Origin of the sequence: Fibrobacter sp. UWH1 (assembly GCF_002210365.1) — a bacterium.
In the GTDB taxonomy this organism is placed as follows: Bacteria; Fibrobacterota; Fibrobacteria; order Fibrobacterales; family Fibrobacteraceae; genus Fibrobacter.
Genome location: NZ_MWQG01000039.1, coordinates 1 through 25,017, shown reverse-complemented (window position 1 = coordinate 25,017; position 25,017 = coordinate 1). Strand labels below are relative to the sequence as shown.

The 25,017-nt window shown below is 50.5% G+C and carries 21 protein-coding genes; 13 read left to right on the top strand and 8 right to left on the bottom strand.

Annotated elements, in window-relative coordinates; translation table 11 throughout:
- On the bottom strand, window positions 1-851 hold an 851-nt coding region (locus B7992_RS13640; RefSeq protein ID WP_088666535.1), incomplete at its 3' end, for a PD-(D/E)XK nuclease family transposase.
- Window positions 852-1,182: 331 nt separating this feature from the next.
- Here B7992_RS13640 and B7992_RS13635 point away from each other — a divergent pair.
- Complete coding sequence (locus tag B7992_RS13635; protein WP_139258436.1) at window positions 1,183-1,689, top strand: hypothetical protein; 507 nt, start codon at window positions 1,183-1,185, stop codon at window positions 1,687-1,689.
- Between the two features lie 8 nt (window positions 1,690-1,697).
- Entirely contained in the window at window positions 1,698-2,774 is a 1,077-nt protein-coding gene (locus tag B7992_RS13630; RefSeq protein WP_088666534.1) for an alpha-hydroxy-acid oxidizing protein, read from the top strand.
- Here B7992_RS13630 and trmFO read toward each other — a convergent pair.
- From trmFO to glgC, 5 genes are all read right to left on the bottom strand, one after another.
- Window positions 2,740-4,116, bottom strand: coding sequence for a methylenetetrahydrofolate--tRNA-(uracil(54)-C(5))-methyltransferase (FADH(2)-oxidizing) TrmFO (gene trmFO, locus B7992_RS13625; RefSeq protein ID WP_088666533.1), 1,377 nt, complete (start codon window positions 4,114-4,116; stop codon window positions 2,740-2,742). The genes B7992_RS13630 and trmFO overlap by 35 nt on opposite strands.
- Window positions 4,116-4,571 carry a hypothetical protein gene (locus B7992_RS13620; protein ID WP_088666532.1) on the bottom strand — a complete coding sequence of 152 codons (456 nt, stop codon included), beginning with the start codon at window positions 4,569-4,571 and terminating at the stop codon, window positions 4,116-4,118. The genes trmFO and B7992_RS13620 overlap by 1 nt, the downstream gene beginning before the upstream one ends.
- Window positions 4,572-4,633: 62 nt before the next feature.
- Window positions 4,634-5,686 carry an IMP cyclohydrolase gene (locus B7992_RS13615; RefSeq protein WP_073160950.1) on the bottom strand — a complete coding sequence of 351 codons (1,053 nt, stop codon included), beginning with the start codon at window positions 5,684-5,686 and terminating at the stop codon, window positions 4,634-4,636.
- 129 nt (window positions 5,687-5,815) lie between these two features.
- Window positions 5,816-6,622 (bottom strand): NifU family protein, encoded by an 807-nt coding sequence (locus tag B7992_RS13610; protein WP_073160948.1) that lies wholly within the window; start codon window positions 6,620-6,622, stop codon window positions 5,816-5,818.
- A gap of 179 nt (window positions 6,623-6,801) precedes the next feature.
- Window positions 6,802-8,052: a glucose-1-phosphate adenylyltransferase gene (glgC, locus tag B7992_RS13605; protein ID WP_073160946.1), complete on the bottom strand. Its 1,251-nt coding sequence runs from the start codon at window positions 8,050-8,052 to the stop codon at window positions 6,802-6,804.
- 333 nt (window positions 8,053-8,385) lie between these two features.
- Here glgC and B7992_RS13600 point away from each other — a divergent pair, with 333 nt between their 5' ends.
- The 9 genes from B7992_RS13600 (at window position 8,386) to B7992_RS13560 (ending at window position 20,189) form a co-directional block, all read left to right on the top strand.
- Window positions 8,386-10,248 carry a phosphoenolpyruvate carboxykinase (GTP) gene (locus B7992_RS13600; RefSeq protein WP_073160944.1) on the top strand — a complete coding sequence of 621 codons (1,863 nt, stop codon included), beginning with the start codon at window positions 8,386-8,388 and terminating at the stop codon, window positions 10,246-10,248.
- Window positions 10,249-10,736: 488 nt separating this feature from the next.
- The gene (locus tag B7992_RS13595) at window positions 10,737-11,297 is read left to right on the top strand and encodes a hypothetical protein (RefSeq protein ID WP_141100475.1); all 561 of its coding nucleotides are present in this window, start codon (window positions 10,737-10,739) and stop codon (window positions 11,295-11,297) included.
- A 515-nt stretch (window positions 11,298-11,812) separates the two neighbouring features.
- A complete protein-coding gene (locus B7992_RS13590; RefSeq protein ID WP_139258435.1) occupies window positions 11,813-12,988 on the top strand; it encodes a multidrug effflux MFS transporter in 1,176 nt (391 codons plus the stop codon).
- Window positions 12,989-13,173: 185 nt separating this feature from the next.
- On the top strand, window positions 13,174-13,797 hold the full coding sequence (locus B7992_RS13585; RefSeq protein ID WP_073160938.1) for a PadR family transcriptional regulator: 624 nt from the start codon (window positions 13,174-13,176) through the stop codon (window positions 13,795-13,797).
- 99 nt (window positions 13,798-13,896) lie between these two features.
- The gene (locus tag B7992_RS13580; protein ID WP_088666531.1) at window positions 13,897-16,410 is read left to right on the top strand and encodes a glycosyl transferase; all 2,514 of its coding nucleotides are present in this window, start codon (window positions 13,897-13,899) and stop codon (window positions 16,408-16,410) included.
- A 228-nt stretch (window positions 16,411-16,638) separates the two neighbouring features.
- Entirely contained in the window at window positions 16,639-17,607 is a 969-nt protein-coding gene (locus B7992_RS13575) for a fibrobacter succinogenes major paralogous domain-containing protein (protein ID WP_088666530.1), read from the top strand.
- A gap of 221 nt (window positions 17,608-17,828) precedes the next feature.
- On the top strand, window positions 17,829-18,773 hold the full coding sequence (locus tag B7992_RS13570; protein ID WP_158535502.1) for an Rpn family recombination-promoting nuclease/putative transposase: 945 nt from the start codon (window positions 17,829-17,831) through the stop codon (window positions 18,771-18,773).
- Window positions 18,774-18,837: 64 nt separating this feature from the next.
- Window positions 18,838-19,536, top strand: a complete 699-nt coding sequence (locus B7992_RS13565) for a DUF2314 domain-containing protein (RefSeq protein WP_088666528.1) — start codon at window positions 18,838-18,840, stop codon at window positions 19,534-19,536.
- Between the two features lie 41 nt (window positions 19,537-19,577).
- Entirely contained in the window at window positions 19,578-20,189 is a 612-nt protein-coding gene (locus B7992_RS13560) for a trimeric intracellular cation channel family protein (RefSeq protein ID WP_073160969.1), read from the top strand.
- A gap of 86 nt (window positions 20,190-20,275) precedes the next feature.
- Here the strand turns inward: B7992_RS13560 and B7992_RS13555 are convergent, their stop codons facing one another.
- Window positions 20,276-21,073, bottom strand: coding sequence for a hypothetical protein (locus B7992_RS13555; protein WP_088666527.1), 798 nt, complete (start codon window positions 21,071-21,073; stop codon window positions 20,276-20,278).
- Window positions 21,074-21,238: 165 nt separating this feature from the next.
- Here B7992_RS13555 and B7992_RS13550 point away from each other — a divergent pair, with 165 nt between their 5' ends.
- Both B7992_RS13550 and prfB read left to right on the top strand, forming a co-directional pair.
- On the top strand, window positions 21,239-22,240 hold the full coding sequence (locus B7992_RS13550) for a peptidylprolyl isomerase (protein ID WP_073160933.1): 1,002 nt from the start codon (window positions 21,239-21,241) through the stop codon (window positions 22,238-22,240).
- A 129-nt stretch (window positions 22,241-22,369) separates the two neighbouring features.
- Window positions 22,370-23,480 (top strand): peptide chain release factor 2 gene (gene prfB, locus B7992_RS13545; RefSeq protein ID WP_139258434.1). Its coding sequence is split into 2 segments (ribosomal slippage): window positions 22,370-22,441 and window positions 22,443-23,480, totalling 1,110 coding nucleotides; the frame shifts between segments, so codons are not numbered across the junction.
- A 131-nt stretch (window positions 23,481-23,611) separates the two neighbouring features.
- On the opposite strand, the gene B7992_RS13540 is transcribed toward prfB, so the two are convergent.
- On the bottom strand, window positions 23,612-24,769 hold the full coding sequence (locus B7992_RS13540) for an acyltransferase (protein ID WP_073160929.1): 1,158 nt from the start codon (window positions 24,767-24,769) through the stop codon (window positions 23,612-23,614).
- Window positions 24,770-25,017 lie beyond the last annotated feature (248 nt).

Genomic DNA, 25,017 nt, shown 5'->3' with positions numbered 1-25,017 from the left:
GCTTCTTTTGCAGCAGCTTCCGCTTTAAGTACTGCGCTGGCAAGGCGGGTATTGTATTCATCTTGTCTTTTCTTTTCACTGAGTTGAGACATGAACATATCCTCCGTTGCGTTGTTTACTCGGATGCGGTCGAGGGCATCCTTGATGGTTGGGTTGCCAAAGGTCGGGAGTTCCTTGCCTTCGTTGGCGTGTTTCAGCAAGAAGAGCCAGGCTTCCAGCGAATTTTTGACCTCTTCTGCAGTTTTCTTGAAATTTGGCAGGCTAATGATAATATACTTATTTTTGGGGAAGATGGAAACTGGGGCACCTTGGGCCAGGCTGAGGCTGCTACAGAGGAACCATTCGTCCACGTAACTTTCATTGTCATTCTTGATTCCGGGCAATTCGAAATCGCAGATCCAAATGGCTACGGATTCCGGCAGCTCATAGCGACGCTTTTCCCGTTCCTTTTTCGGGAGGGAAAGGAATTCCTTGGAACGGTCCATTTCCCGTTTGCCCTTTGTAGTCAGTGCAGCCTTGTATAGTACGGCACGATCGATGAAGTAATCATGTTCAGCCTTCTGCATTTCGATGTCAATAAACCGGCCCGTACCTGTGGTTACGAAGATGTCCAAGACGACCTTTTTCTTGTCCGATGGCTGCAGCTTAAGGGATTTGTCAAAGGTGTAGGTAATTTTCCGGATACGGTCCTTCCCTTTGAGATTTAGTGCTCCATTGAGAAAGTTCTTAAGAGCGTTCTTGTCGTCAAAGAGTTCCTTGAACGCGGTATCGTATCTTGGATCCAGATAGAACTGGCCGATGAATTCTGCCGGGATGGCAACCTTGCGAATATTTCTTTTCGTTTTATTCATAGAATTCCTTTTTAGGGTTCTATGGCTAACACGTAAGTTTGAGAAATTGGAACGCGGTTTTTCGAAAAATTTTACAAAAGTGCAGATAAATTTACAAAACCATCGATGAAGAAAAGGCAAATAGCCTTCTTGACAAGGACTTCGCAAAAGATGTATCTTTTGAAGGGTATACCGACGAAATCTTGCTCCTGGAGGCTAATATGGTGATGACTTTAAACCTTCACCTTTTATTTTATAGTTAGCGCTTGTTATTTTGACGTCCACCCATTTAATAAGCTTGGATTCCGTGTCTGCTTTTTTTTGATTGGTCGATATTTTATATATTGGCGGTATGAATAAGATTTTATTGGGTATTTGCTTTGCTTCGTTTGCCGTTTTGGTGGGGGCATGCTCTGATAGTACTGGCGACTCTTGCAATGGAGTTTGTGCCGATCCGGCTTATCATTGCGATCCTGTTTTTAATGTGAAGCGTCTGTCTGGCAGGGCGTATTCTGAATGCGAAGAGAATATCGTTCGTTATATCGATGACTTGCAGGAATGCAACGATATTTGTCTTGGTGAAACGATTTACAACGAAAAAGAAATTCACCTGAGCTATTTTGATTTTAATCATTGGTATTGCGACTTGTCGGCCAAGGGCAAGAAGAATGAGACTTGCAGCATCAAGTATGTGGGCTCGACTTTCGATGCTTTGCAGCGTACTGTTGGTTATTGCGATATGGATCATATTGTGTCGGATGGGGCCATTAAGCATTTTGTGTGTGAAAGTGGTGACACTGTTTCTGTTAATGAGGGTTTGCGCCGGAAGGAGGCTTTAGAGGGTTCTTCAGTTCGTTAGAGGTTTTTATGAATTATTCAGAAGTTTTGGAAAACGCCCGCAAGAACATTGGCCCCAATTGCCAGGTTTGCCCTGTCTGCAACGGTTTGGCCTGCAAGAACACTATGCCGGGTCCTGGCTCCAAGGCTCCGGGAAACGGTGCTAACGATAACTATAATGCTTGGAAAAAGATCAAGCTGAATGTGGACACTTTCGTGCCCAATACACCTATCGATACCAGCACCAATTTGCTGGGATTGAAGTTGAGTTTCCCTTTGATTACGGCTCCTATCGGGTCTATTGCCATGCAGTTTAACCCCACCGATGACGTGGCGGACTTTAACGAAAAGTGCATGGCCGCCTGCGAGACTCGTGGAATTTTCCATGCCTACGGCAATGGCCGCGACCAGCGTATTTGGGACCGTGCCATTGAATCGGGCAAAGCTCATGGGAACAATGGAATTCCTGTTTTCAATCCGGGAACCAACGAAGGTATCATGGGTTTGATGGACCTGTATAAGGATTGCTTGCCCCAGGCCATGTGCGTTGTGGTGGATAGCGCTGGTCTTCCGCACCTGAAGACTTTTAACGGCAAGGGTGGCGGAACCAAGACTATCGAAGATCTGCAGGAATTGAAGGCTTATGCCAAGGTTCCCTTTATTGTCAAGGGCATCATGAGCGCACGTACCGCCCTGAAGGCCATGGAAGCCGGTGCCGATGCCATCATCGTTTCTAATCATGGTGGTCGTGTTCTGTCGGATACGCCCGCTACCGCCGAGGTTCTTCCGGAAATCGTGGACGCCGTTAAAGGTGCCAACGCGGCAAGTCGCGCAGCGGGTGCAGTTTCCGGCGCAGCTCACCAGACCAAAATCCTCGTGGATGGCGGCATCCGCTCTGGCCTGGACGTTTTTAAAGCTCTCGCTATGGGCGCAGACGCCTGCCTCATTTGCCGCCCAGTGCTGATTTCTTACTACGGCGGCGGTCAGGAAGGCATTGAATGCTACCTGGATAAAATCAAGGCTGAACTTGAGGACACCATGTACATGTGCGGTGCCCGAAAAATTGCAGACATTAATCGTTCGATGATTCGTCTGCCTGCGGGTTAATAAACCTTGCGTTGCCGATGGTGCGTTCTGCAATCCACTGGCGCACAGCGCGTTCTGCAGCGGCTCCAAGAATTTCCTTCTTGTTCTTTTTCTTCAGGCCTTCGTGATGGGGGAGGAGGCCGAAGTTGAAATTCATGGGCTGGAAGTCCTCGTTTTCTTCTACCAGGCGGTTCATTAGGGCACCGATGCAGCTTTCGTCAGGCAGCGGGTCAGCATGACCGTGCAACAGCGTCTGTGCCATGTTCCATGCGGCATACCAACCGGTGGCCACTGCTTCGGTGTAACCTTCGGAACCTGTAATCTGGCCGGCAAACCAAGTAGGCGGAATATCCTTGGCGCATTCCAGTTCCGGGCGCAGTCGCAAAGTCTTGTCCAGGAACTTGGGTGAATCGATGAAGGTGTTGCGGTGCATGCAGCCCAGGCGTGCAAAGTTGGCGTTCTTCAGGGCCGGCACCATGGTGAAGATTTCCTTCTGGGTGCCCCACTTGAGGCGAGTCTGGAAACCTACCATGTTGTACAAAGTCTTCTGCTTGTTTTCGGCGCGAAGCTGGATTACAGCGTACCAAAGTTTGCCGTTGTTGCCCAGACCCAAACCGATGGGGCGCATGGGGCCATGACGCAAAGTTTCGTAACCGCGGCGAGCCAATTCTTCTACCGGCAGGCAGCCTTCGAACAGTTCGTGCTTTTCGTAGGGGCGGGGTTCCACAGATTCTGCATCCACAAGAGCTGCCACGAATTTCTCGTAGGTTTCGCGATCTAGGGGGCAGTTGATGAAGTCTGCGGTTTCGCCCTTTTCCCAGCGGTTCATATAGAAGGCGTGGTCAAAGTCGATGGAGTCGGTTTCTACCACGGGAGCGATGGCGTCGTAAAAGTGCAGACGGTCGCTGCCCAGACGCTTGAAAATATCGTCGGCTAGAGTATCGCTGGCTAGGGGGCCTGCGGCCACTAGGGTAGGGCAGTCGCCTTCAAGCGACGTCACTTCTTCGCGGTGCATGGTAATGTTTGGGCAGGCCGCGATGCGTGCTTCTACCAGTTCGCTAAAGATGTCGCGATTTACGGTCAAGGAATCACCAGCGGGAACGGCTGCTTCGGCGGCGCATTCCATGAGAAAACTGCCCAGCATTCTCAATTCCTGTTTCAGAAGTCCGTGGGCACTTGTGACTCCGAGGGCCTTAAAGCTGTTGGAGCAGACCAGCTGGGCCAAGTGGCCGTCACGATGGGCGGGGGTAGGCTTTACCGGGCGCATTTCATAAAGGTGAACGTCAAAACCGCGGCTTGCCAACTGCAATGCGGCTTCACAACCGGCGAGACCGCCTCCAATCACACGAACTTTCTGAGTCATTAGTTCATCACCATTTTTCTGTAAGTCTTGGCGTTTCCGATCCAGAGCTTCACAAGAAGTTCTTCGAGAGATGCCGAGGTGATGCAATCTGGATCAGCATCCTGGATTTCATCAGAAATCATATTGGCCTGGGTGATGTTCAGCATGCCGTAATAGAGTGCTTCCATCAGCTGGGACAGAAATTCGGGCGAAACCCGTGCGATGGTTTCCATGTCGTTTAGGGGAGGAAGCTGAGACTTGTCGGGCTGGAACTGGTCCAGGTTGTCCATAGTCCACATGTCTGCGGCGCGGCCCATGTCGGAGTTGGCGGCGATACCCTTTAGACTGGAGCGGTATTCGTTCCATTCCTTGTCGGTTGTCTTGCCGGCCTTACGAATCTTCTTCAAAAAAGAAAGTACAGCGTAGTACAAATCTTTTTCTTTCTGGTTTGCTTCCCTTTGGGATACTGGAATCATGGATACCTAATAAAAATTCGAAAGAGTCGCGCCGCACGAGGCGACGCAACTGATTAATGAAATTAGTGGCGGAAGTGACGCATGCCGGTGAAGACCATGGCCATGCCGAACTTGTCGCACATTTCGATAGACAGGTCGTCCTTCTTGGAACCACCCGGCTGCACGATGTAGCGAACGCCAGCGTCGTGAGCGGCTTCAACGTTATCCGGGAACGGGAAGAAGGCGTCGGAGCCCATAACGACTTCGCTGAACACCTTGGCTTCCAGAGCCTTGAGACCAGCTTCGTTGATCAGCTTGCCTTCGGCGTCGAAGAATTCCTTGGCTTCTTCCATGCGGGCCACGTTGTCGCGAACGCGGGGCTGGCAGAGGCGGAGGTTGGAGTCGATGCGGTTGGGCTGACCGGGGCCAAGACCCATGATCTGGAAGTAACCGGGCTTGTATTCGTAACCCATGACAATGGCGTTAGACTTGGTGTGCTTGGTAACGATCCAGGTGAAGCGAGCCAGGTCTTCCTTGTTCTTCGGGAACTGAGCCTTGGTAACGGTTTCGAACTTTTCGTAAACGTCAACGTCGCGATCCTGAACCAGCATACCGCCGATCACATGCTTGTAAACCTTGCAAGTGGTGGCCTTCTTGATTTCGCCAACTTCCAGGAGGCGGATGTCCTTGGACTTGTTCTTCAGGAATTCGAGAGCGTCGTCGTCGAATGCCGGAGCGAGGAGGATTTCCACGAACTTGCCCTTGAGGAATTCGGCAGTGTTCAGGTCAACCTTGGAGGTAACAGCGATCACGGAACCGAAAGCGGACACCGGATCACCTGCCCATGCAGCTTCCATAGCTTCGCGGAGGTTTTCGCCGGTAGCCAGGCCACAGGGGTTCATGTGCTTAACGATCACGACTGCATTGGAACCTGCAAATTCGCGAGCCATTTCCAGGGCTGCGTCTGCGTCAACAATGTTGTTGTAGGACAGTTCCTTGCCCCAGTGCTGCTTAGCGGTAGCCAGGCTAGCTTCGGTGCAAGTGGGGTCGCGGTAGAACACGGCGGACTGGTGAGAGTTTTCACCATAGCGCATGGGTACCGGGTCAACGAATTTGAGATTCAGTTCTTCAGACATATTATCCTCTTTGGGGGTTAGTTAATAAAATTATGAGTTATAAATTATGAATTATGAGATTTTGTTTGACGGCGCTGCCGCACTTGTGAAAGCCTATATCTCGTACTTCGTAATTCATAATTGAAACCTTTAGGTTTCAGAAGGTTCACCGCCGAATACGGAGGCATCCGGGTTGATGTTATCCAGGGGGTCTTCGGGTTCTACAACCAGATTGTAATAGACATTGTTCTTTAGTTCGTCTTCGATGTAGAACAAGGTTCCGCCCATGGCACTACCACAGCCGGCGCATGCTCCCTGGAAACGGATCTTCAGGCGGTTGCCGTCTACCAGGTCCAGAATTTCGAGGTCGCCACCGTCGCCCTGCAGCGTTCCGCGGACAGACTTGTGGAGCCATTCCTCGATCTTTTCGATCTGCTGGATCTTGGTCATGGCGTTCCATTCGGCATCGGCTTCGGCTCGACCTTCTGCGGTCTGGGTGCGGTACTTGATGCGTTCCATCTTTTCGCGGATGATGATGGCTGTAGCCTTCTTCTCGGGGTATTCCTCAAGAATTCTTGCAATCAGCTTGTTCATCTGACCGATTTCAGGAGCGTCTGCTGCAATGGCTCGAACTTCGGGAACGTCTCGCAATTCTTCTTCGATAGATTCTGCGGTAATCTTGCAGGCGTCGTCTACAGTCACCATCTGGATCTTCTTGCAGAATGTGTCTGCCAGGGCCGTGAATACCGGACCGCCATAGGTAAAGAAACGTGTTTCGAGAATCTTGTCGCAGTCCGGGTCGATCATCAGGTAGACCTTGAGACTTGCTTCCTTCACATCCACCAGTGCCAGGCCCTTTTCGTCGGCCTCGATCTGGAAGATTGCCCCGCGATACTTGGGGGACTTTGCAATATCTTGCACCTTTTGGGAAAGTGTGCTTGTTACATCTTCACTCATACGCTAAAAAGTTAGAAATTTTTCTTTAGAGAAATCCTTTCGCCTCTTGTCCGTAGGCTCGAAGAACCGTTCTTTTTTCTTTTTATGGAGCCCACGCGGGGGTAGCTCTCGCAGCTCCGGCAGCAGCGATTAAACGAATAAAGCCCCGCTTTCGCGGGGCATTCTTTAACCTTTAACCTTTAAGCTTTAATAATCGTGTCCTTGGCGAGAACCACAATGCCGGATTCGGTCACATGGAACAGCTTGCGGTCGCGTTCCAGGTCGTAGCCGATTTCGAAACCGGCCGGAATATGCAGACCCTTTTCGATAATGGCTCTGCGAACCTTTGCGCCCGGGCCGATAGTCACGTTGGGGAAGAGGATTGCTTCTTCGACCATGGCGTCCTTCTGGATGGATACGCCCGGAGAGAGGATGCTCTTGACCACGGTACCGCCACCGATGATGCAGCCGGAAGACACGATGGAGTCAATAGCTGCGCCCTGATGAGCTTCGTTATCGCCTGCGAAGAATCGTGCAGGAGGCTGGTTCCAGTTGAAGGTACGGATAGGCCAGTAGTTGTTGTAAAGATCGAACGGCGGATTTTCGGAGCAAAGGTCCATGTTTGCTTCGAAGAAGGCGTCCAAAGTACCCACGTCGCGCCAGTAACCCTTGGTACGGGACTGTTCGCCGCGAACGATGTTGGTGTTGAAGTCGTAGACGTAGACCGGATAGTCCTTGTAGAGGGCCGGAATGATGTGCTTGCCGAAGTCGGTAGCGCCGCTTTCTGCACCCTTCATCAATTCACGTACAAGGAACTTGCTGGTGAAGATGTAGTTGCCCATAGAAGCCAGGCAGTAACCCGGATTGCCCGGCATTTCCTTGGGATTCTTGGGCTTTTCTTCGAAACCGATCATACGGTTGTCCTGGTCCACTTCGATAATGCCGAATTCGCTAGCTTCTTCCACCGGGACGGGGATGGCTGCGATGGTCAGGAGGGCTGCGCGGGACAGGTGGAAATCAATCATCTGGTTGATGTCCATCTTATAGATATGGTCGCCACCGAAAATTGCAACCAGGTCCGGACGTTCGTCGGTAATCAGGTTGATGTTCTGGAAGATGGCGTCTGCGGTACCCTTATACCAGTCGTCGCCGGTACGCATCTGGGCGGGAACCAGGTCCACGTACTGGTCCAGGCTGGCGTTCAGGTTCCAGGCGGCGGAAATGTGCTTGTTCAGGGAGTCGGACTTGAACTGGGTCAAAACCTTGATCTTGAAGATGCCGGAGTTGATGAAGTTGTTCAGTACGAAGTCGATAATACGGTAAGTACCGCCGAAATGAACGGCAGGCTTTGCACGGTCGCGGGTGAGGGGCTGCAGACGGCTGCCCTGGCCACCGGCCATGATCATGCAGAGAATGTTTTTCTGGTGTTCTCTAGAATAGGACCAGCTCATATTGCCTCGTATGGTTAGATGGCTTGAAAAAATTTACTTGCCTAATCTATCAATTTTTCGCCTAAAATGGGAGATTCTTGCGAAAAAACAATAATTTTTTTGTAAGATTTTTTGTTTCATACAGGAATAGTAGACTTTAAAACGGGGATGCGATAGGTTCGGCTCGTACTGCAGGGGGCGGTCGGGACAGGATTTTTCTCACATTTTCACAAAAAACTCGTTTGACGTACCCGATTTTTTTATACATTTTCAGCGTTCGAAAATTCTCGAAAGGGCGAATTGTGCGCAAAACGTGTCCAGGTCGCCTTAACATTAACCAAATAGGAGCTCATAATGTCTCTTACTCTGAACGACATCAAGCACCCGAAGATCAAGGCTTGGGTTGAAGAAGTCATCGCAATGTGCGAACCGGATAACGTTGTTGTTACCGACGGTTCCGTTGAAGAATACAACACTCTTATGCAGAAGTGCGTTGACGCTGGTCTCGCTACTAAGCTCGCTAAGAAGGAAAACTGCTACCTGTTCCGTTCTCTCCCGTCTGACGTGGCTCGTGTTGAATCCCGTACCTTCATCTCTTCTGTTAAGGAAGAAGACGCAGGTCCGACCAACCACTGGATCGACCCGGTTGAACTGAAGAAGACCATGTCCGGTCTCTACAAGGGTTGTATGCACGGCCGTACCATGTACGTGATTCCGTTCTGCATGGGCCCCCTCGGTTCTGCAATCTCCAAGAACGGTATCGAAATCACTGACTCCGAATACGTCGTTCTCAACATGGACATCATGACTCGCGCCGGCAAGAAGGTTCTCGACATCTTCAATGCTGACCCGAACGCTGACTTCGTTCCGTGCCTCCACTCCGTTGGTAAGCCGCTCAACAACGGCGAAAAGGACAACGGCATCTGGCCCTGCGCTGACGTCGAATTCAAGTACATCTCCCAGTTCCCGGAAGAACACCTCGTGTGGTCCTACGGTTCCGGTTACGGTGGAAACGCTCTGCTCGGCAAGAAGTGCTTCGCTCTCCGTATCGCTACCGTTCTCGCTCGCGACGAAGGCTGGCTCGCTGAACACATGCTCATCCTCAAGCTCACCAACCCGAAGGGCGAAGTTAAGTACGTAACTGGCGCATTCCCGTCTGCTTGCGGTAAGACCAACCTCGCTATGCTCATCCCGACTATCCCGGGCTGGAAGGTCGAAACCATCGGTGACGATATTGCATGGATGAAGTTTGGTGCTGATGGCCGTCTCTACGCTATCAACCCTGAAGCTGGCTTCTTCGGTGTTGCTCCGGGCACCTCCGCAGAATCCAACAAGAACGCTCTTATCTCTGCTGAAAAGAACACCATCTACACCAACTGCGCTCTCACTGAAGATGGCGACGTATGGTGGGAAGGTATCGGCTATCCTGCAACTGGCAAGCTGGTTGACTGGAAGGGCAATACCCGTGACGCTCTCCCCAAGGACAAGGCTCCGAAGGGCGAAGAAATGGCTCACCCCAATGCTCGCTTCACTGCTCCGGCATACCAGTGCCCCTGCATTGCTGAAGAATGGGAAAATCCGGCAGGCGTTCCGATCTCCGCAATCCTCTTCGGCGGTCGTCGTCCGTCCACCATTCCTCTGGTTCACCAGTCTCTGAGCTGGAACCACGGCGTGTTCCTCGGCTCCATCGTTGGTTCCGAAATCACCGCTGCTTCCACCATTAACGCTGCTGAAGTCGGTAAGATCCGTCGCGACCCGTTCGCAATCCTCCCGTTCTGCGGCTACAACATGGGTGACTACTTCAAGCACTGGATCGAAATCGGTAAGAAGTCTACCGAAGACAAGCTCCCCAAGATCTTCTACGTCAACTGGTTCCGTAAGGACGCTGACAATGCAGAACTTCCGGGTGGCTTCATGTGGCCGGGTTACGGCGACAACAGCCGCGTCCTCGCTTGGATCTTCGACCGTTGCAACGGCGTTGACAATGCTAAGGAAACCCCGATTGGTCTGATGCCGGCAGACGGCGCCCTCAATGTTGAAGGCCTCGCTGAATGCTACAAGAAGACTCTCCCCGCCATCACTTCCGTTGATGTTGAAGGCTGGAAGAAGGAACTCGCTGACGTTAAGGAAAATCACTATCCGAAGTTCGGCGCTCACCTTCCGAAGGAACTGAACGACATCATCGACATGATCCAGGATCGTCTGAACAAGGCATAATTGTCTTAGGTGTCATCCTGAGCCGAAAGGCGAAGGATCTAGCCATTAAAACGGTTCGCAGCTTAACGGTTGCGACCCGTTTTTTTTATATTACCCATACCAGATTAAACGACAAATTATTTGTCAATTAAGCTGCATTTTCTATATCCCCATAACGGTTTGCGAACTGGATTTTGGGTGCCTAGAAAGTGCAGCTTTTTTTGTTTGGAGGAAAAATGAGAAGTATGGAAATTCAGAAGATGTCTTTTCCGAAGATTATGCCGCTGTTGGAATCGTGCATCCGTGAAATGGAGGGGGCTGCAAAGAAAATTCGTGCGACGCTTAAGACCTTCCCGATAGGTCGTCTTCGGGTTTCGCCCCACCGAGGTTCATATCAGTATTTTCATGTGGCAGAGAATAGCAAGCAGGTGGGATCAAGAGGGACTTATATCCCGACGTCGCAGAGGAACTTGGCTTGCGGGTTGGCGCAACGGTCGTACAATGAGACTATGACGGAGGCGTTTACCCGCGGTGCAGATTCGTTGAAATTTGCCTTGCAGGAATTGAATCGTCTAGAAATTGAAAATAGCTTCACTGCACAGGGACCTGGTCGTTGTCAGCTTCTTAGCCCCATTTATCTACCTGACGATCTTTACGCAGAACGCTGGCAGAAGGTGGAATATCAGGGGAAACTTTTTTATGAAGACGAAGTTCTGCTGACCACCGTCAAAGGGGAGCGAGTCCGCTCAAAGTCTGAAGTCATCATCGCGAATATGTTGAATCAGATGGGGGTGCCGTACCGCTATGAATATCCGTTGAGGCTATCAAGCGGGCGAGTCGTCTATCCGGATTTCACATGCTTGAACGTCCGCACTCGGGAAGAATTTATTTGGGAACACTTCGGGCGGATGAATGATGAGGACTACCAGGTGAAAACTTTTAGGAAGCTAGATAGCTATGCAATGGATGGTTATATCCATGGAGTCAACTTGATTTACACCATGGAGAATGATGTACGCCCGGTGAATTCGAAAACCATTGAATTGTTGGTGCAGCAGTTCCTGCTGTGAGGCGTTGTGCGGACGTTTCTGCTGTAAGGCGTAAAGATGTGTTTTTGGCGAAAGATGCTGTCAAAATAGGTGGAAGTGGCTGTCGAAAATCGGTTTTATTCGGATTTGACCGCCACTTTTGGGGGCATTTACTGGTATTTTGTGGAAATATGGCTGTCTAAAGACGTTATTTAGGCGTTTAGACCGCCATTTTTTATGTGTTCACGCAAGTTTTGGGGTGGCATGGTGCTCAAAGACGTGTGTTGTGCGGTAAAATGGCTGTCAAAATGTCGTTTTAGGTGGTTTTGACAGCCACCCTGCGGTAGAAACACTGAAAATTTGGCGGTCAAGAAGTGCTTTTTGAACATTTAGACCGCCAGTTTGCGTGGTTTCGCCCAATCTGCGAGATTTCGCGCATTTGAATCGCCAGCAAACTCCCTTGAACGAATTTCCCAAAATTTCTAATTTGGCACGCGAAATCAACGAGAAACCGCTGTTTGGTGTAAGGCTCCTGTTGATTTTATAAGGATAAATTCGTGAGTTCCAAATCAAAATTCACGTTCTTGATGTTCCTTCTGGGAATGCTTTCTGCCTTCGGGCCCTTCGTTACAGACCTCTACTTGCCTGCTTTGCCGAACCTGGCTGACTACTTTAAGGCGACGCCTTCTGCTTCGCAGTTGAGTCTTACCATGAGTATGCTGGGGCTCTCCATCGGTCAGCTGTTCATAGGTCCTCTTAGCGATAAGTATGGTCGCAAGCGACTGCTCCTGATTTGCCTTGTGCTGTTCGTTTTCGGTACCATGGCCTGTATCGTGAGCCCGGACATTGCCACCTTTAATATCTGCCGCTTGATTCAAGGTCTTGCGGCATCTGGCGGCATCGTGATCGCCCGTTCCGTTTCTGCGGATTCTTACCGCGGCCCAGTTCTGACAAAGTTTTTGGCCATGGTCAGCGCCGTGAATGGGGTGGCTCCTATTGCAGCACCTGTGCTGGGCGGCTTCCTGCTGAACTTTATGAGCTGGAAGGGAACCTTTGCGGTGCTTCTCGTTTACGGTTTCATCTTGCTGTTTATGGCAGGGAAGTTCCAGGAAAGTCTTGCGCCTCGCCGTCGCAGTCAGAAGCCGTTACTTTCTAGCTTTACCTTGTATGTAGACGTCTTCCGCAACAGGGAGTTCGTCCGCTATTTTGCGGTTTGTTCCGCTTCCATGATCGTGCTGTTTGGCTACATCGCTTCGTCGCCCTTCATTTTCCAGAAACTGTATGGCCTTTCTCCCATGGGCTTTAGTTTCTGCTTTGCCTTGATCGCCTTCTGTACGGCGGTGGGCTGCGCCTCTTCCGGCAAGATCCGCAGTGATCGCACTGCCATCAAGATTGCGGGCTTCGGTGTGTTCTTTGCAAGCCTTGCCGTTGCCGCCTGCCTCTTGACCCATGCGCCGCTGCCTCTGTTGCAGTTGAGCTTCATGGTCACGACCTTCATGTTCGGTTTGATGCAGCCGCCCGCCAGCGCCCTGGCCTTGAACGCCGAACGCAAGAATGCTGGCACCGCTTCCGCCGCCATGGGGGCAGCCGGCTTCCTGATGGGCGGTATCGCTTCGCCGATTGTTGGCTTGGGCGATATTGCCGTGAGTGCTTCGGCCATGCTGGTGACCGGTGGATTTTTGACCATGGTCTTTATGCTGGTGGCCAAGGCTAAAATGCCTAAAAAAGGTTAGCGGTTCTATTGGGGCGGTAAGCCCCATTTTTTTTGTTTAATCGCACCGAAAAATGCAGATTATTAGAAAAAAGTGCGAAAAAAATTACACTTTCTTGTTCGCTCTTTAAAAAAAAGCCTATATTACAACTTGGAATAGTTTTGCAAGTTGTACTTTGTAAGGGTACTTTAAGAAGGAATTGGGCTATGAATCGTTATGATTTGGTGCTTTTGGGACTTATCCTTGAGCATGAACGCAGCGGCTATGATATCATTACCGAAGTGCGTGAACGTGAACTTGATAGATGGGCTAACTTGAGCACCTCGACGGTCTACAACCGCCTTACGACTCTCGAAAAGAATGAATGCATCAAGGGCCGCACCGAACGCGACGGTAACCGTCCGGAACGTGTGGTGTTCAACATTACCGATAAGGGTAGGGACGTTCTGAGAAAGGAAGTGCTGAAGCACTTGACCGGCTTCAATGATGATCCCCGTACCTTGGGTTTTGCATTCCTGTTCGGTGCCGAAAACAAGGAAGTTATTCGCACTCTGGAAGCTCACGAACGTCGACTGGTCCAGGAAATCGAGGCTCTCGAAAAGATGATCGCCAACGAACCGCGTCCTACCTTGTATCCCGAAGGACCGTTCCTGAACTGCATGAGCCGTGACCACATTCTTGTTGAACTGAAGTATGTGCGTGCCGCTATCGGCATCCTGCGTGACCCGCTGCGCAGCAAGAAGTTGGATGGTTATTTCTACATCAACTTCGGCAGCCGTCCTTTCAACATGGAAGATGGTGAAGTTTCTGCAGAAAGCACTGAAAAATAATGTTTTTTAAGGGGGGCCTGGGCTTAAAAAGCTCATGCCTCTTTTTTTTATTTCTAAATTTTTAACAAAATTTTTACTAACCCCTCTAACGGAGATAAAATGGCTACAACAAAGACAAAGAAGCCCGTTGCAAAGAAGGTGACCGCTAAGGCCGCTGCTAAGTACGGCTACTTCGATGACGCTAAGAAAGAATACGTTCTCACCAACCCGGCAACCCCGATCAAGTGGTGCAACTATGTTGGTACTCTGAACTTCGGCGGTATCGTTGATACTACCGGTGGTACCCTGGTTTGCAAGGGCGACCCGGCTCTGAACCGTATTACCAAGTACATTGCACAGATGCCCTGCTCTGACTTCAAGGCAAGCACTGTGTACATCCGCGTCAAGGATGGCAAGGGCTACAAGATTTTCTCTCCGTTCGTAGTTCCGACCCTCACCAAGATGGACAAGTGGGAATGCCACGTTGGTCTGTCCTACATGCGTTGGAATGCCGAAGCTTTCGGTCTCGCCGTTCAGGTGACCATCTTCGTGCCGACTGGCTCTAACACTCTCCTCCAGGACATCCAGGTGACCAACCTCGGTGGTGCCGCCAAGGAAGTGGATATCATCCCCGTTTACGAATTCAGCCACTTCGAAGCTGAAAAGCAGCTCACCAACGCTGACTGGGTTCCCCAGACCATGACTCTCAAGGCTCATCCCGAAAAGTCTGGCCACGTCGTTCTCGAACAGTACGCTTACATGAAGCGTGATTTCGCCGTGAACTACGTTACCGCTGACTGCCCGATCAAGAGCTTCGACGGCGACCGTCGCGTGTTCCTGGGCTCCAACGAAATGGGTTCCTGGGCAAATCCGCTCTCTCTCCAGAACAAGGAACTTTCTAACAGCGAATGCGACCGCGGCGACAATATCGCAGCTCTCATGATCCACGCTGGCAAGATCGCTGCCAAGAAGACTTTCCGTACCTGCACTCAGCTCGGTCAGGAACAGTCTCTCAAGGTTGCTGCTAAGGCTATCAAGAAGTACCGCGACCTCAAGAACGTCGACAAGGCTTTCGAAGATCTGGCTCAGTTCTGGGTCAAGTACCTCTCTACCATCCAGGTGGAAACCCCGGATGCAGCTTTCAACTCCATGGTGAACGTGCACAATCCTCGTCAGTGCCACACCACCAAGAACTGGTCTCGCTACCTGTCCCTGTACCAGCTAGGCTACGGCACCAGCCGCGGTATCGGTTACCGTGACTCCAGCCAGGACCTCATGGGCGTTATGAGCCATATGCCGGAAGAAGCTCTGGTTCTCGCTAAGAACCTGCTCTCCGTACAGCGTCCGGAAGGTAACGCTATGCACCAGTACGCTCCGCTTGCTCTTGAAGAAGACAACGGCAACGAAGCTAACGCCGGTGACTCCCGCGAAAAGAAGGGCGTGCTCGATGAAAACGGCAACCCGGCTTATGCTGACTGGTATGGTGACGACCACCTGTGGATCGTTCTCACCGTTGCCAACTACCTCAAGGAAACTGGCAAGCTGGAACTCCTCAAGGAAGAAATTCCGTTCTACGAAGCTGGCAAGAAGCGCGCTCAGCGTGAAAAGGGCACCGTGCTCGAACACCTCAAGCGTTCTGTCAACTTCAGCCGCACTCACCTCGGTAAGCACGGTCTTCCGCTCCTCGGCTTCGCTGACTGGAACGACTGCATGAACCTGCCGCTGGGTGCAGAATCCTCCTTCAACACCGGTCTGTACGCAAAGGCCCTTCTCGAAATGATGGACATCTGCGAAACTCTCGGCGACAAGGAATCTGTCGAAATGTACAAGGGCTGGTACGAAGATGTCAAGAAGGCATTCAACGACTGCGCCTGGGACGGCAAGTGGTGGATCCGCTGGTTTGGCAAGGACGGCACCGCATACGGTACCAACAAGGCCAAGTATGGTAAGATCTATTGTAACAGCCAGTCTTGGTCTGTGATGTCCGGTATCGCTTATGGCGAACGTGCAGTGCAGGGCATGGACAGCTTGAACAAGCTCCTGAACACCGCTAACGGCGTTAAGAGCTCTACTCCGGGTTACCGCGGCTTCGATCCGACCGTTGGTGGCATCTCCACCTATCCTCCCGGAGCAAAGGAAAACGGCGGTATCTTCCTCCACACCAATCCGTGGGTGATGATCGCTGAAACCATCCTGGGCCGTGGCGACAAGGCATTCCAGTACTACAACCAGATTAACCCCGCTGCAAAGAACGTCAAGCTTGACGAATTCGAATCCGAACCGTACTGCTATCCGCAGAACATCCTCGGTGACGAACACAAGCAGTTCGGTATGGGCCGTAACGCATGGCTCTCCGGTACCTCTTCTTGGACCTACCAGGCTGCTACCCAGTTCATCATCGGTGTTCGCGCTAGCTTCAAGGGCTTGATCGTTGATCCTTGCATTCCGTCCGCATGGGGCGAATTCAAGGTGACCCGTAAGTTCCGTGGCGCTACCTACGAAGTGTCCGTGAAGAACCCGAAGCACGTCTGCAAGGGCGTTGCCAAGATGGTCGTCGACGGTAAGGAAGTTGATTCCAACGTCGCACCGGTGTTTACTAGTGGTACCCACAAGGTCGAAGTAACATTGGGATAATTTGAACCATAACGCTGCGTGATACGGCGTTGCTCGCCCCCTCACGTACGACTTGTACGCTACGGGGGCTCGCGCCTTGTCTCACTTGGTTCTGATTCAAATTATAATTCGGATAAAAAATCTGGAAAGATTTAAAGAGGCTCGTCTGCAAAGGCGGGCTTCTTTTTTATTTGGAGTTTGTAGATTTGTCCGTAGAATATTTTTGAAATTGTGGGTTAGAGGTCTCTCATGAAAAAGAAATTCCTTGCTCTTGGAACTTGTGCGTTTGCGCTTGCTTTGGGCCTTGTGGCCTGTGATGACAGCACTTCTGCAAATAGTTCGCCCGGGGATGAAATTCCCGCTGAAGAATCCTCCTCAAGTGTCATCCTGAGCGATAGCGAAGGATCTAGCAGCTCAGTAACTTCCTCTAGTTCCGTGGAGTCCTCTTCGTCGGTTGCAAGTTCTTCCTCGTCATCCTCGGCCCCGACCGAGGATCCTAGCGACTCCAAACTCGCCTGGCAGTACCTGAACCCAAGCATTGACTACGGCACCATGACCGACGCTCGCGACGGCCAGGTGTACAAGACCGTCAAAATCTGCGACGATAAGGATGAAAACTGCCAGACCTGGCTGGCCGAGAACCTGAACTACGCATACACTGGCGTGAAGTACAATTACAGCAGTTACACTCACGATTCCACCAGCTGGTGCTACGAAAACAAGGCTTCCAACTGCGACAAGTACGGTCGTCTGTACACCTGGAGCGCCGTGATGGATAGCGCTGCCCAGTTCAGCGTGAACGCTGGAACCCAGTGCGGCTATGGTACGACCTGCACCCCCAATAGCCCCCACCGCGGCATTTGCCCAGAAGGCTGGCATGTGCCCACGAACGAGGAGTACAGCACTCTGTACACCTACATCGGTGGTTCCAGCACCGCTGGTTCGTTGTTGAAATCCACCAGTGGCTGGAATGACTATAACGGCAAGAGCGGTAACGGTACCGACAAGTATGGCTTCTCGGGGCTCCCCGCCGGTTACGAGTACACCAATGGCCTTTTCCGCAATGAGGGCTACGGCGCCTACTTGTGGTCTGCTTCTGAGGCCGATAGCGGCTACGCGTGGAACCAGGGCATCTACTACTCTGGCGTCAACGCAGACCAGGCCAGCAACCTCAAGCGCGACGGTCGAAGTTTGCGTTGCCTCAGAGACTCGTTCTAACCAAGGTGCCGAAGGCACCACAACAGGCGGCGTCAGCCGCCTCTCAACTCACAAAAGAAGCCTCCAGGGCGCAAGCCCCAAGGCTTTTTTTTAGTACAAAAAAATCTTCAAATGACATCTTTTGTCGCTGAAGCATTTTAAATTATCCCCGTGCAAAATTTGAACACACTTAACGCAACATGCCTTGCAGTTTCCGCTTGTTTGCAAGGAAAGGAAAATCTATGATTGTAAAAGACCACGATGGCCTCTTCAAGACCGCCTTCAGGGAACCCAAACGCGCAGCCTCGCTGCTTAAGCTTGCCGCAAAGAAGAACAAAAGCTTAGCCCGCTTTTTGCAAGTGGTTGACCTCAAGACAATGCGTGCTGAACGCACCGAAACCAACCGCCATGGCTTAAAAGGTTCCGCTGACCTTGCCTTTTCCCTAAAAATCAAGAATTCTAACAACAAGGCAAAACTGTTTGTAGGCCTTGTTCTGGAACACAAGTCGTATCCCGATAACGAAGTGGTCTCCCAGCTGGAACACTACTTTTACGAACTGTTCCGCCTCAGCCGCCCAGATTGCCCAATGGTGGCGGTAATCGTCTATAACGGCGAAATCAAGTGGAACCCGTTGAAAACGAAGCTCTACGCAAAGTACCCGGAATATTTCCATGACATCGGCTATCCTTTCAAGATCGAGATGATCAACGTCGGCAAGGAAGTGGGGAATATCGACTTCAGCAAGCTGAACCCTTACGTGGCGCTAACACTTGTAGCCATGAAGTATGTGTTCAATGCCGAAAAGTACAAGCCCCTCATGGACAAGGCCATGGCATTTTTTCTTGACCCGAAAAATAAAATTTATGATAACTTCATTCAAGAAGTTTTACTATACTTAGGGGAGGAAACATCTTCGGAATACAGGGAGGCAATCATGGACCGTCCAGAAATTATGGCAGAACGCAAGCGCAACGGCTTTGTGTCTGTTGCCGATGTAATCCGTGCCGAAGGCCGTGAAGAAGGCCGTGCCGAAGGTGAAGAAATTGGCGAAGCTCGAGGCCTTGCAAAGGGTTTCGCTAAACTTGTGCAATCCGCGAAGAACTTCCTTGCCATGGGACTTTCACTGGAACAGGTTTCCAAGGGCACTGGCCTCTCCATCGCAGAAATCCAGAAACATTGCCTTTAGGAATGAGGCTCGTCTGCAAAGACGGGCTTCTTTTTTATTTTATTCACGTATAAGGAGGTCTGATATGTTTTCTTTTGTTCGTAAAATCTTGTTCGTTATGATTTTTGCTGCTGTATGTTCTTTTGCTGAGCTGGCCAAGGATAATGTTGTAAATGTGAACCGAGGAAACAGCGACGTCTTCGCCCCATATATTGAAATGGCGAAACGCACTTTCCCTGAGGTTAAGAAAAAGTACCTGGCTGGTGTATATCAAAAAGAGAATCGACAATTGCAGGTTCAAGTTCAATTGTCCGACAAGCAGGGCCATAATGAATTGCCCTTCGTCGGTGTGACTAAATGCCAGGGCGATTTATTCGAAGGCATCATTACAAATGAAATCCGTAAGTTGCAGGGGTATGCCCGTGGTGACCGCATTTCCTTCAAGCAACAAGATATTAAGAATTGGGTCGTTTTGGACGAAAAGGGAAATGAGGAAGGCAACTACGTGGGAAAGGCTGTAGACGCTTATCACTATGAAAAGGTGGGCGTTTTCTTCGAAGTCGTTTATTCCAAGGGCGAGTTTAAATTAAAGTACCTTTATTCCTTGGTTGGCCAAGACGTAAATGTGGATGGAATTCTGTCCGCCGAAGTAATTGATCAGGCTAAAAAGCTGCTCGTTGATGGTTTCAAGAAAAGAATTGGTGAAGGAACGACGTACGAGGAGAATAAGCCTTTTTACACATACCATGTCTATGACTTTATAAATCAGAAGTTTGTAGACTAGGACTTAGGTTTGCGCGCCCTTTTCTATATTTGCGTTCGTTTATGCTTCTCTTGATTCTTGATATTCTGGGTACTTTTGCCTTCGCGATTTCTGGGGCGGAAAAGGCTGTTCGTTACCGGCTGGATTGGCTTGGCCTTATTGTGCTTGCCACGGTTACGGGAGTTGGGGGAGGTATCCTGCGCGATGTGATGCTGGGGGCTACTCCGCCAGCGGCTCTGACCAATCCGATTTATTTTCCTATTTGCATCGTGGGAGCTTTTTTCTACTTGCTCATGCGCAAGAAGATTCGGAAAATCCGAGTTTTTATTCTTGTGGCCGATGCCTTGGGGCTAGGCTTCTTTACTGCGGTTGGTGCAGCAAAGGCTAGCGCTATGGCGGCTGGACCTTACTCTGTTATTTTGTTTGCCGCCATTACTGCGGCTGGTGGTGGGTTGATTCGCGATTTGCTGGTCAGCGAAATTCCCCAGGTGCTAAAAAGCGACTTTTATGCAACGGCGGCCCTGATTGGCGGTATATTGTTTTATGTGTTAGAGTTTGCCAACCTGGGCAGTACTCCGCGAATTTTAATCACTACGGCTTTTACCTTTAGCCTTCGTCTTTTGGCCATGCGCAAAAAACTTGAATTGCCTAAGACACGTGAAAAAACATTTTAGATCGTTCAAAATTTGACTTTTTTATCAAACAAAACAAGCCTGTCTTTTCTGACAGGCTTGCTTTGTTATGTTGTTTGTTTGATTCTTTACAGAAGGTCGACCGTTACTTTGAATTTTAGATGACTGTGCCTGGTGTGGGAACGGCCTGTCTTCACGAATCGGGCGACAATATCCTTTGATTCTCCGTTACTCATTTTGGCCTTGCCGAAGTAGGTGTAGTCGACCTTTCTGGATAATTCTACCTCTAGGCATTGGACTGAACTAGACTTAAGGATTTTGTCGTTAAGAGTGTTTTTGGCCTTGCTTTCCATCCAGCCGAATCCGTCTGACGTAACGGGGCCTGCAATGATGGCGGTCAGGATTCCCACGATAAAAAGGACTGTTCCTATGGTGCGCGGTTTTGAACCGTCGGCATCGTTGGTGGAGCCCTTGATAAGGTTATTCCATTGTTTGAAGAGAATGCTTAGTGCCAAGAGCAATATGAATCCGGAGGGGAATATCATCTCCGCATCAAAAAGGAACTCTAGAGTGACGCACATCTGGTCCCATACCGATCTGGCGGTAAAGGCGATCGCGATATAGCAGGCGATGGATTTGAAGAACACGCCTGCGGGATTTTGCAAGTAGCCGTCGTATTTTTCTCGTGCTGTATGGATTCTATCGGCTTCTACGCTGGAGACGGCTTTCTTGCCCTTGCAGGTTTTGCAGACGCCTCTGTCTCTTGAAACTCCGGTTCCAAGGCAGTCGGGGCAGTCCACCAGGTGAAGGGTTCCTAAACCATTGCAATCCGGGCACGTTCTACGACCACGCTTTCCTGAACCCTTGCACCAGGAACATGTGCAGGTTCCCTTGCTTTGGGTGCTATCCTTGTGCTGCAGCTCCACGATGTTCTCCTTATAGGTTTGCGTTCCTTGTCTGCGAAAAATAAAAAATTACATCCCTTATTAACGAAAAATAATGAAAACAAGTTCAACGCCCTTGTCTTGCGACTTTCCCATCTTCTTTTTTGCTATCTTTATTGCCGGAAAATTTTTAACAAGGATGATATAATGTCCCTTAAATTGATTTCTCGTGGTGCTGCCGCTCTGCTTTTGACTGCTAGCATCGCTTCTGCACAGTTGATGAATTCCAAGAGCCTGGATGTGATTCGTGTCGAAAAGACTGGTATTTCTGCAGGCAAGATCGATAGCCTTGCCAAGATGCTCGGCGAACAGCAGTTCCGCGGCAAGAAGATTGACGAGCAGACGATGACACAGCTCCGTTACGCAGTCATCGACAACCTGGTTGGCCAGGAACTTATCAAGCTGGAATGCAAGAAGCAGGGCATTAAGGTTCCGGCAGCCAAGGTCGACAGCCTGACCAAGCTTTTCAAGGCTCAGTTCCCCAGCGAAGACGCTTTCCAGAAGGAACTGAAGAAGTCCAACACCACCATGGCTCAGTTCAAGGAAAAGATCGAAGATCAGCTGAAGAGCGAAGCTATTCTCGAAAAGAAGGTTCCGTATCCTAAGGATCCTACCGAAAAGCAGCGTGAAGCTTTCTGGGAACTGAACAAGTCTAAGGTTGCCATTAACGACTCCGTTAGCGGTGCCCGTATCGTGATCAGCACCAAAGGCAAGTCTGCTCAGGAAGTGGCTGACGCCAAGGATATGCTGAAGGGTCTTGCAGCACAGGTTCGCTCCAAGAAGGCTACCTTCGCACAGCTGGCTGCCATGTACAGCGACGACCAGACTGCCAAGAAGACCGGCGGTGTGGTTCCCAAGTTCGTTAAGGGTAACGACGCTCTGGGCAAGGCCATTGCCAAGATCAAGGTGGGCGAAATTACCGAAGTCTACACCGACAAGGACGGCGTTGCAATCTTTATGCTTACCGAACGTAATGACGGTAAGTATGATAGCTACAAGCACCAGATCGACTACATCCTGCGCGTGCAGGCTGAACAGGATCGCCAGGCTCAGCTGAAGGCTTACCTGGATGGCCTTGGCAAGACTTACAAGGTTCAGTACCTTGATGCCAAGTACACTCCGCCTCAGGCAATCGGCGGCAATAATTAATCCGCTTACGGTTTAGTCCGCTTAAATAATTGAAAAAGGCAGCGGTGGATTCAAGCCGTTGCTTTTTTTAATAGAAGTTTTACTCCGGGCCTCAAACCTGTGGCCTCGAACCTTGAATGGAGATTTTGAATGGCTTTCCAGACTACACATACCGGGCTGATTGATTTGCGTGCGCGTATCGATAAGCTCTGGGGGTATCTTTGACTTAGAGGCAAAGACCGAAGAACTTTACGTGTTGGAAAAGGACTCCAACGACCCGAACCTGTGGAATGACCAGGAAAAGGCTCAGGGCATGATGAAGAAGATCGGCAACCTTCGCGATCTTCTGAACAAGTGGACTGAAGTTTCTTCCATTTGCAATGATCTGGCCGAACTTTATGAAATGAGCAAGGACGAAGAGTCCGAAGATTTGACCAAGTCCATCGAAACGGATATCGCTGACCTTAAGGCCAAGATCGAAGAGATGGAATTCAAGAAGATGCTGAATGGCCCTGACGACGCTTGCGCCTGCTTGCTGTCTATCCACCCGGGTGCCGGTGGTACCGAATCCCAGGATTGGGCCTTGATGCTGTTCCGCATGTATACCCACTTCTTTGAACGTGAACGCATGGACTTCAAGGTGGTAGACTTCCAGGAAGCGGAAGATGCCGGCCTTAAGAGCGCAACTATCGAAGTGACCTGCGAAAACGCCTACGGCTTGCTCCGTTCCGAAATCGGCGTGCATCGCCTGGTTCGCATTAGCCCCTTCGATGCCAATGCCCGTCGCCACACCAGCTTTACCGCAGTGTACCTGTACCCCGAACACGAAGACGTGGAATTCGACCTGGATATGGCTGATGTGCGCGTGGATACCTACCGCAGTAGCGGTGCCGGTGGTCAGTACATCAACAAGACGGACTCTGCAGTCCGTATGACTCACTTGCCTACGGGTATTATGGCTAGCTGCCAGACGGAACGTTCTCAGATCCAGAACCGCGAAACCTGTTACAAGATGCTGAAGACCATGGTGGCCGAACATTACCGCCTCGAAGAAGAAGCCAAGCGCGACGCTCGCATGGCTGAAAAGAAGAAGGTGGAATGGGGTAGCCAGATCCGCAGCTATGTTCTGCAGCCTTACCAGCTGGTAAAGGACCTGCGCACTGGCGTAGAAACCTCTGACACCGCCGGCGTTCTGGATGGCAAGATCAAGCCTTTCATTAACGCATACCTGCTTAGCACCAGCGAACAGCAGAACGGCTAAGGTTGCTAAGGAGCCTCGGTAAGCTTGGTTTTTCGAGCGATGTGTCCGCCGAAGGACTATGGTGGTCTAAAAATAGGTCCGCAGGAGAATGCGGGCCTTTTTTGTCCTTTGATTGGTAAAAATCCCTTGTCTTATAGGATTTTCTTGATGCCGGGGATCTTTCGGAAGGCGTACACGACTGCTGTGGATATCACGTAGAAGGCGATGGCAGCGAGAGGTGCGGTTACGATGGGGTGAGGCTCCAGGATTGTTAAATGGAGGCCGTAGAAAGCCTTGATGAACAGCGGGTGAATGAGGTATACGCCCATCATGCATCCGGAAAAATTCAAGGCGATGTTTGTGACCTTCCGGAGAATTATCTTGCGACTTTGCGCATTGGACTGTTCACGGGATTGAACGTTGCCGGATTGTACGTCGGATTGTACGTCGCGGGATTCCTTGCTGAAGGCCGCCCGCATGGCCGCAAATATTCCTGCTGCCATCAGGTATGTCGTTGGCCTGAAGTTCCCGAAAAAGTATTCGTTGGGTGCGTCGTGAAGTTCGCTAATGTAGGTGGCGGCAACGAATGCCACAATCCACGAGGCTAGTCCCGCTCCATACAAAAACTTGCGGGCTCTAGCGCTTATCCCGAAGTTTGCGATGTAGTATCCTGTCAGGTAGAAGCCCACGAAGGAGGTGGCTCCCTGAATGCTGATGTTCTTGTACAGATTAAAGTCGGCGAACTTTGCCAGCAGGTGACTTGCCGTAGGGAGCAGTAGCCCGAAGGCAAAGAAAATCCCGATGACGTAAAGCAACATCTTGCGGGAGGCGTGTTCGGTAAAGACCCGAAGGGGCGGCGTCAGGATGTAGAGACCTACGATGGTGTATAAGAACCAGAGATGTCCTGCGGGTTTTGTAAACAGGAGGAGTGGGGCTGACAGCACATCCGTGACGATGCCTGCGATATCACCCGCAGCAAAACTTCCGTCAACGATGTTCACGTTAATCTGTTCTACGACTCCGTAGAAAATCACCCAGAATACTAGGGGGATCAAAGTGCGGGGGAGGTTGTGCTTTAAGATTTTCTCTGGCGGGTGCGGGTACTTGGGCGAAAGCATGAATGCTCCGCTAATCATGATGAACACGCCTACGCCAAAACGGGAAAGACTATTGAGGAAGTTCAGTGCGGCAAAGTCACTAGAATCTACAGGAACCGTGTACCATACGGAAGTCACCGTATGCTGGAACACTACAGTGAACGCTGCTAGCACCCGCAATACGTCTGCATAAATCTCTCGCGACTTCTCCATACGTCCCACAAATCTAGAATATTTCGTCAATGGATCTATCGGTCGTACCTCCCTCCTGGGTGACGAAAAGCGAGTCATTCTGGAGCCTCGAAGAGGCGATAGAATCCATGACGTTTCTATTCTTATATGGAACAAAATTTTGTGTGTAAAAATTTTGCGTCATTTTATGGGGTTTATATTTTGTATATTTCCCGGCGAATTTAAGTCGCCAAGTAAATTTGTTTAACTTGCCTAGAAATATACTCTAA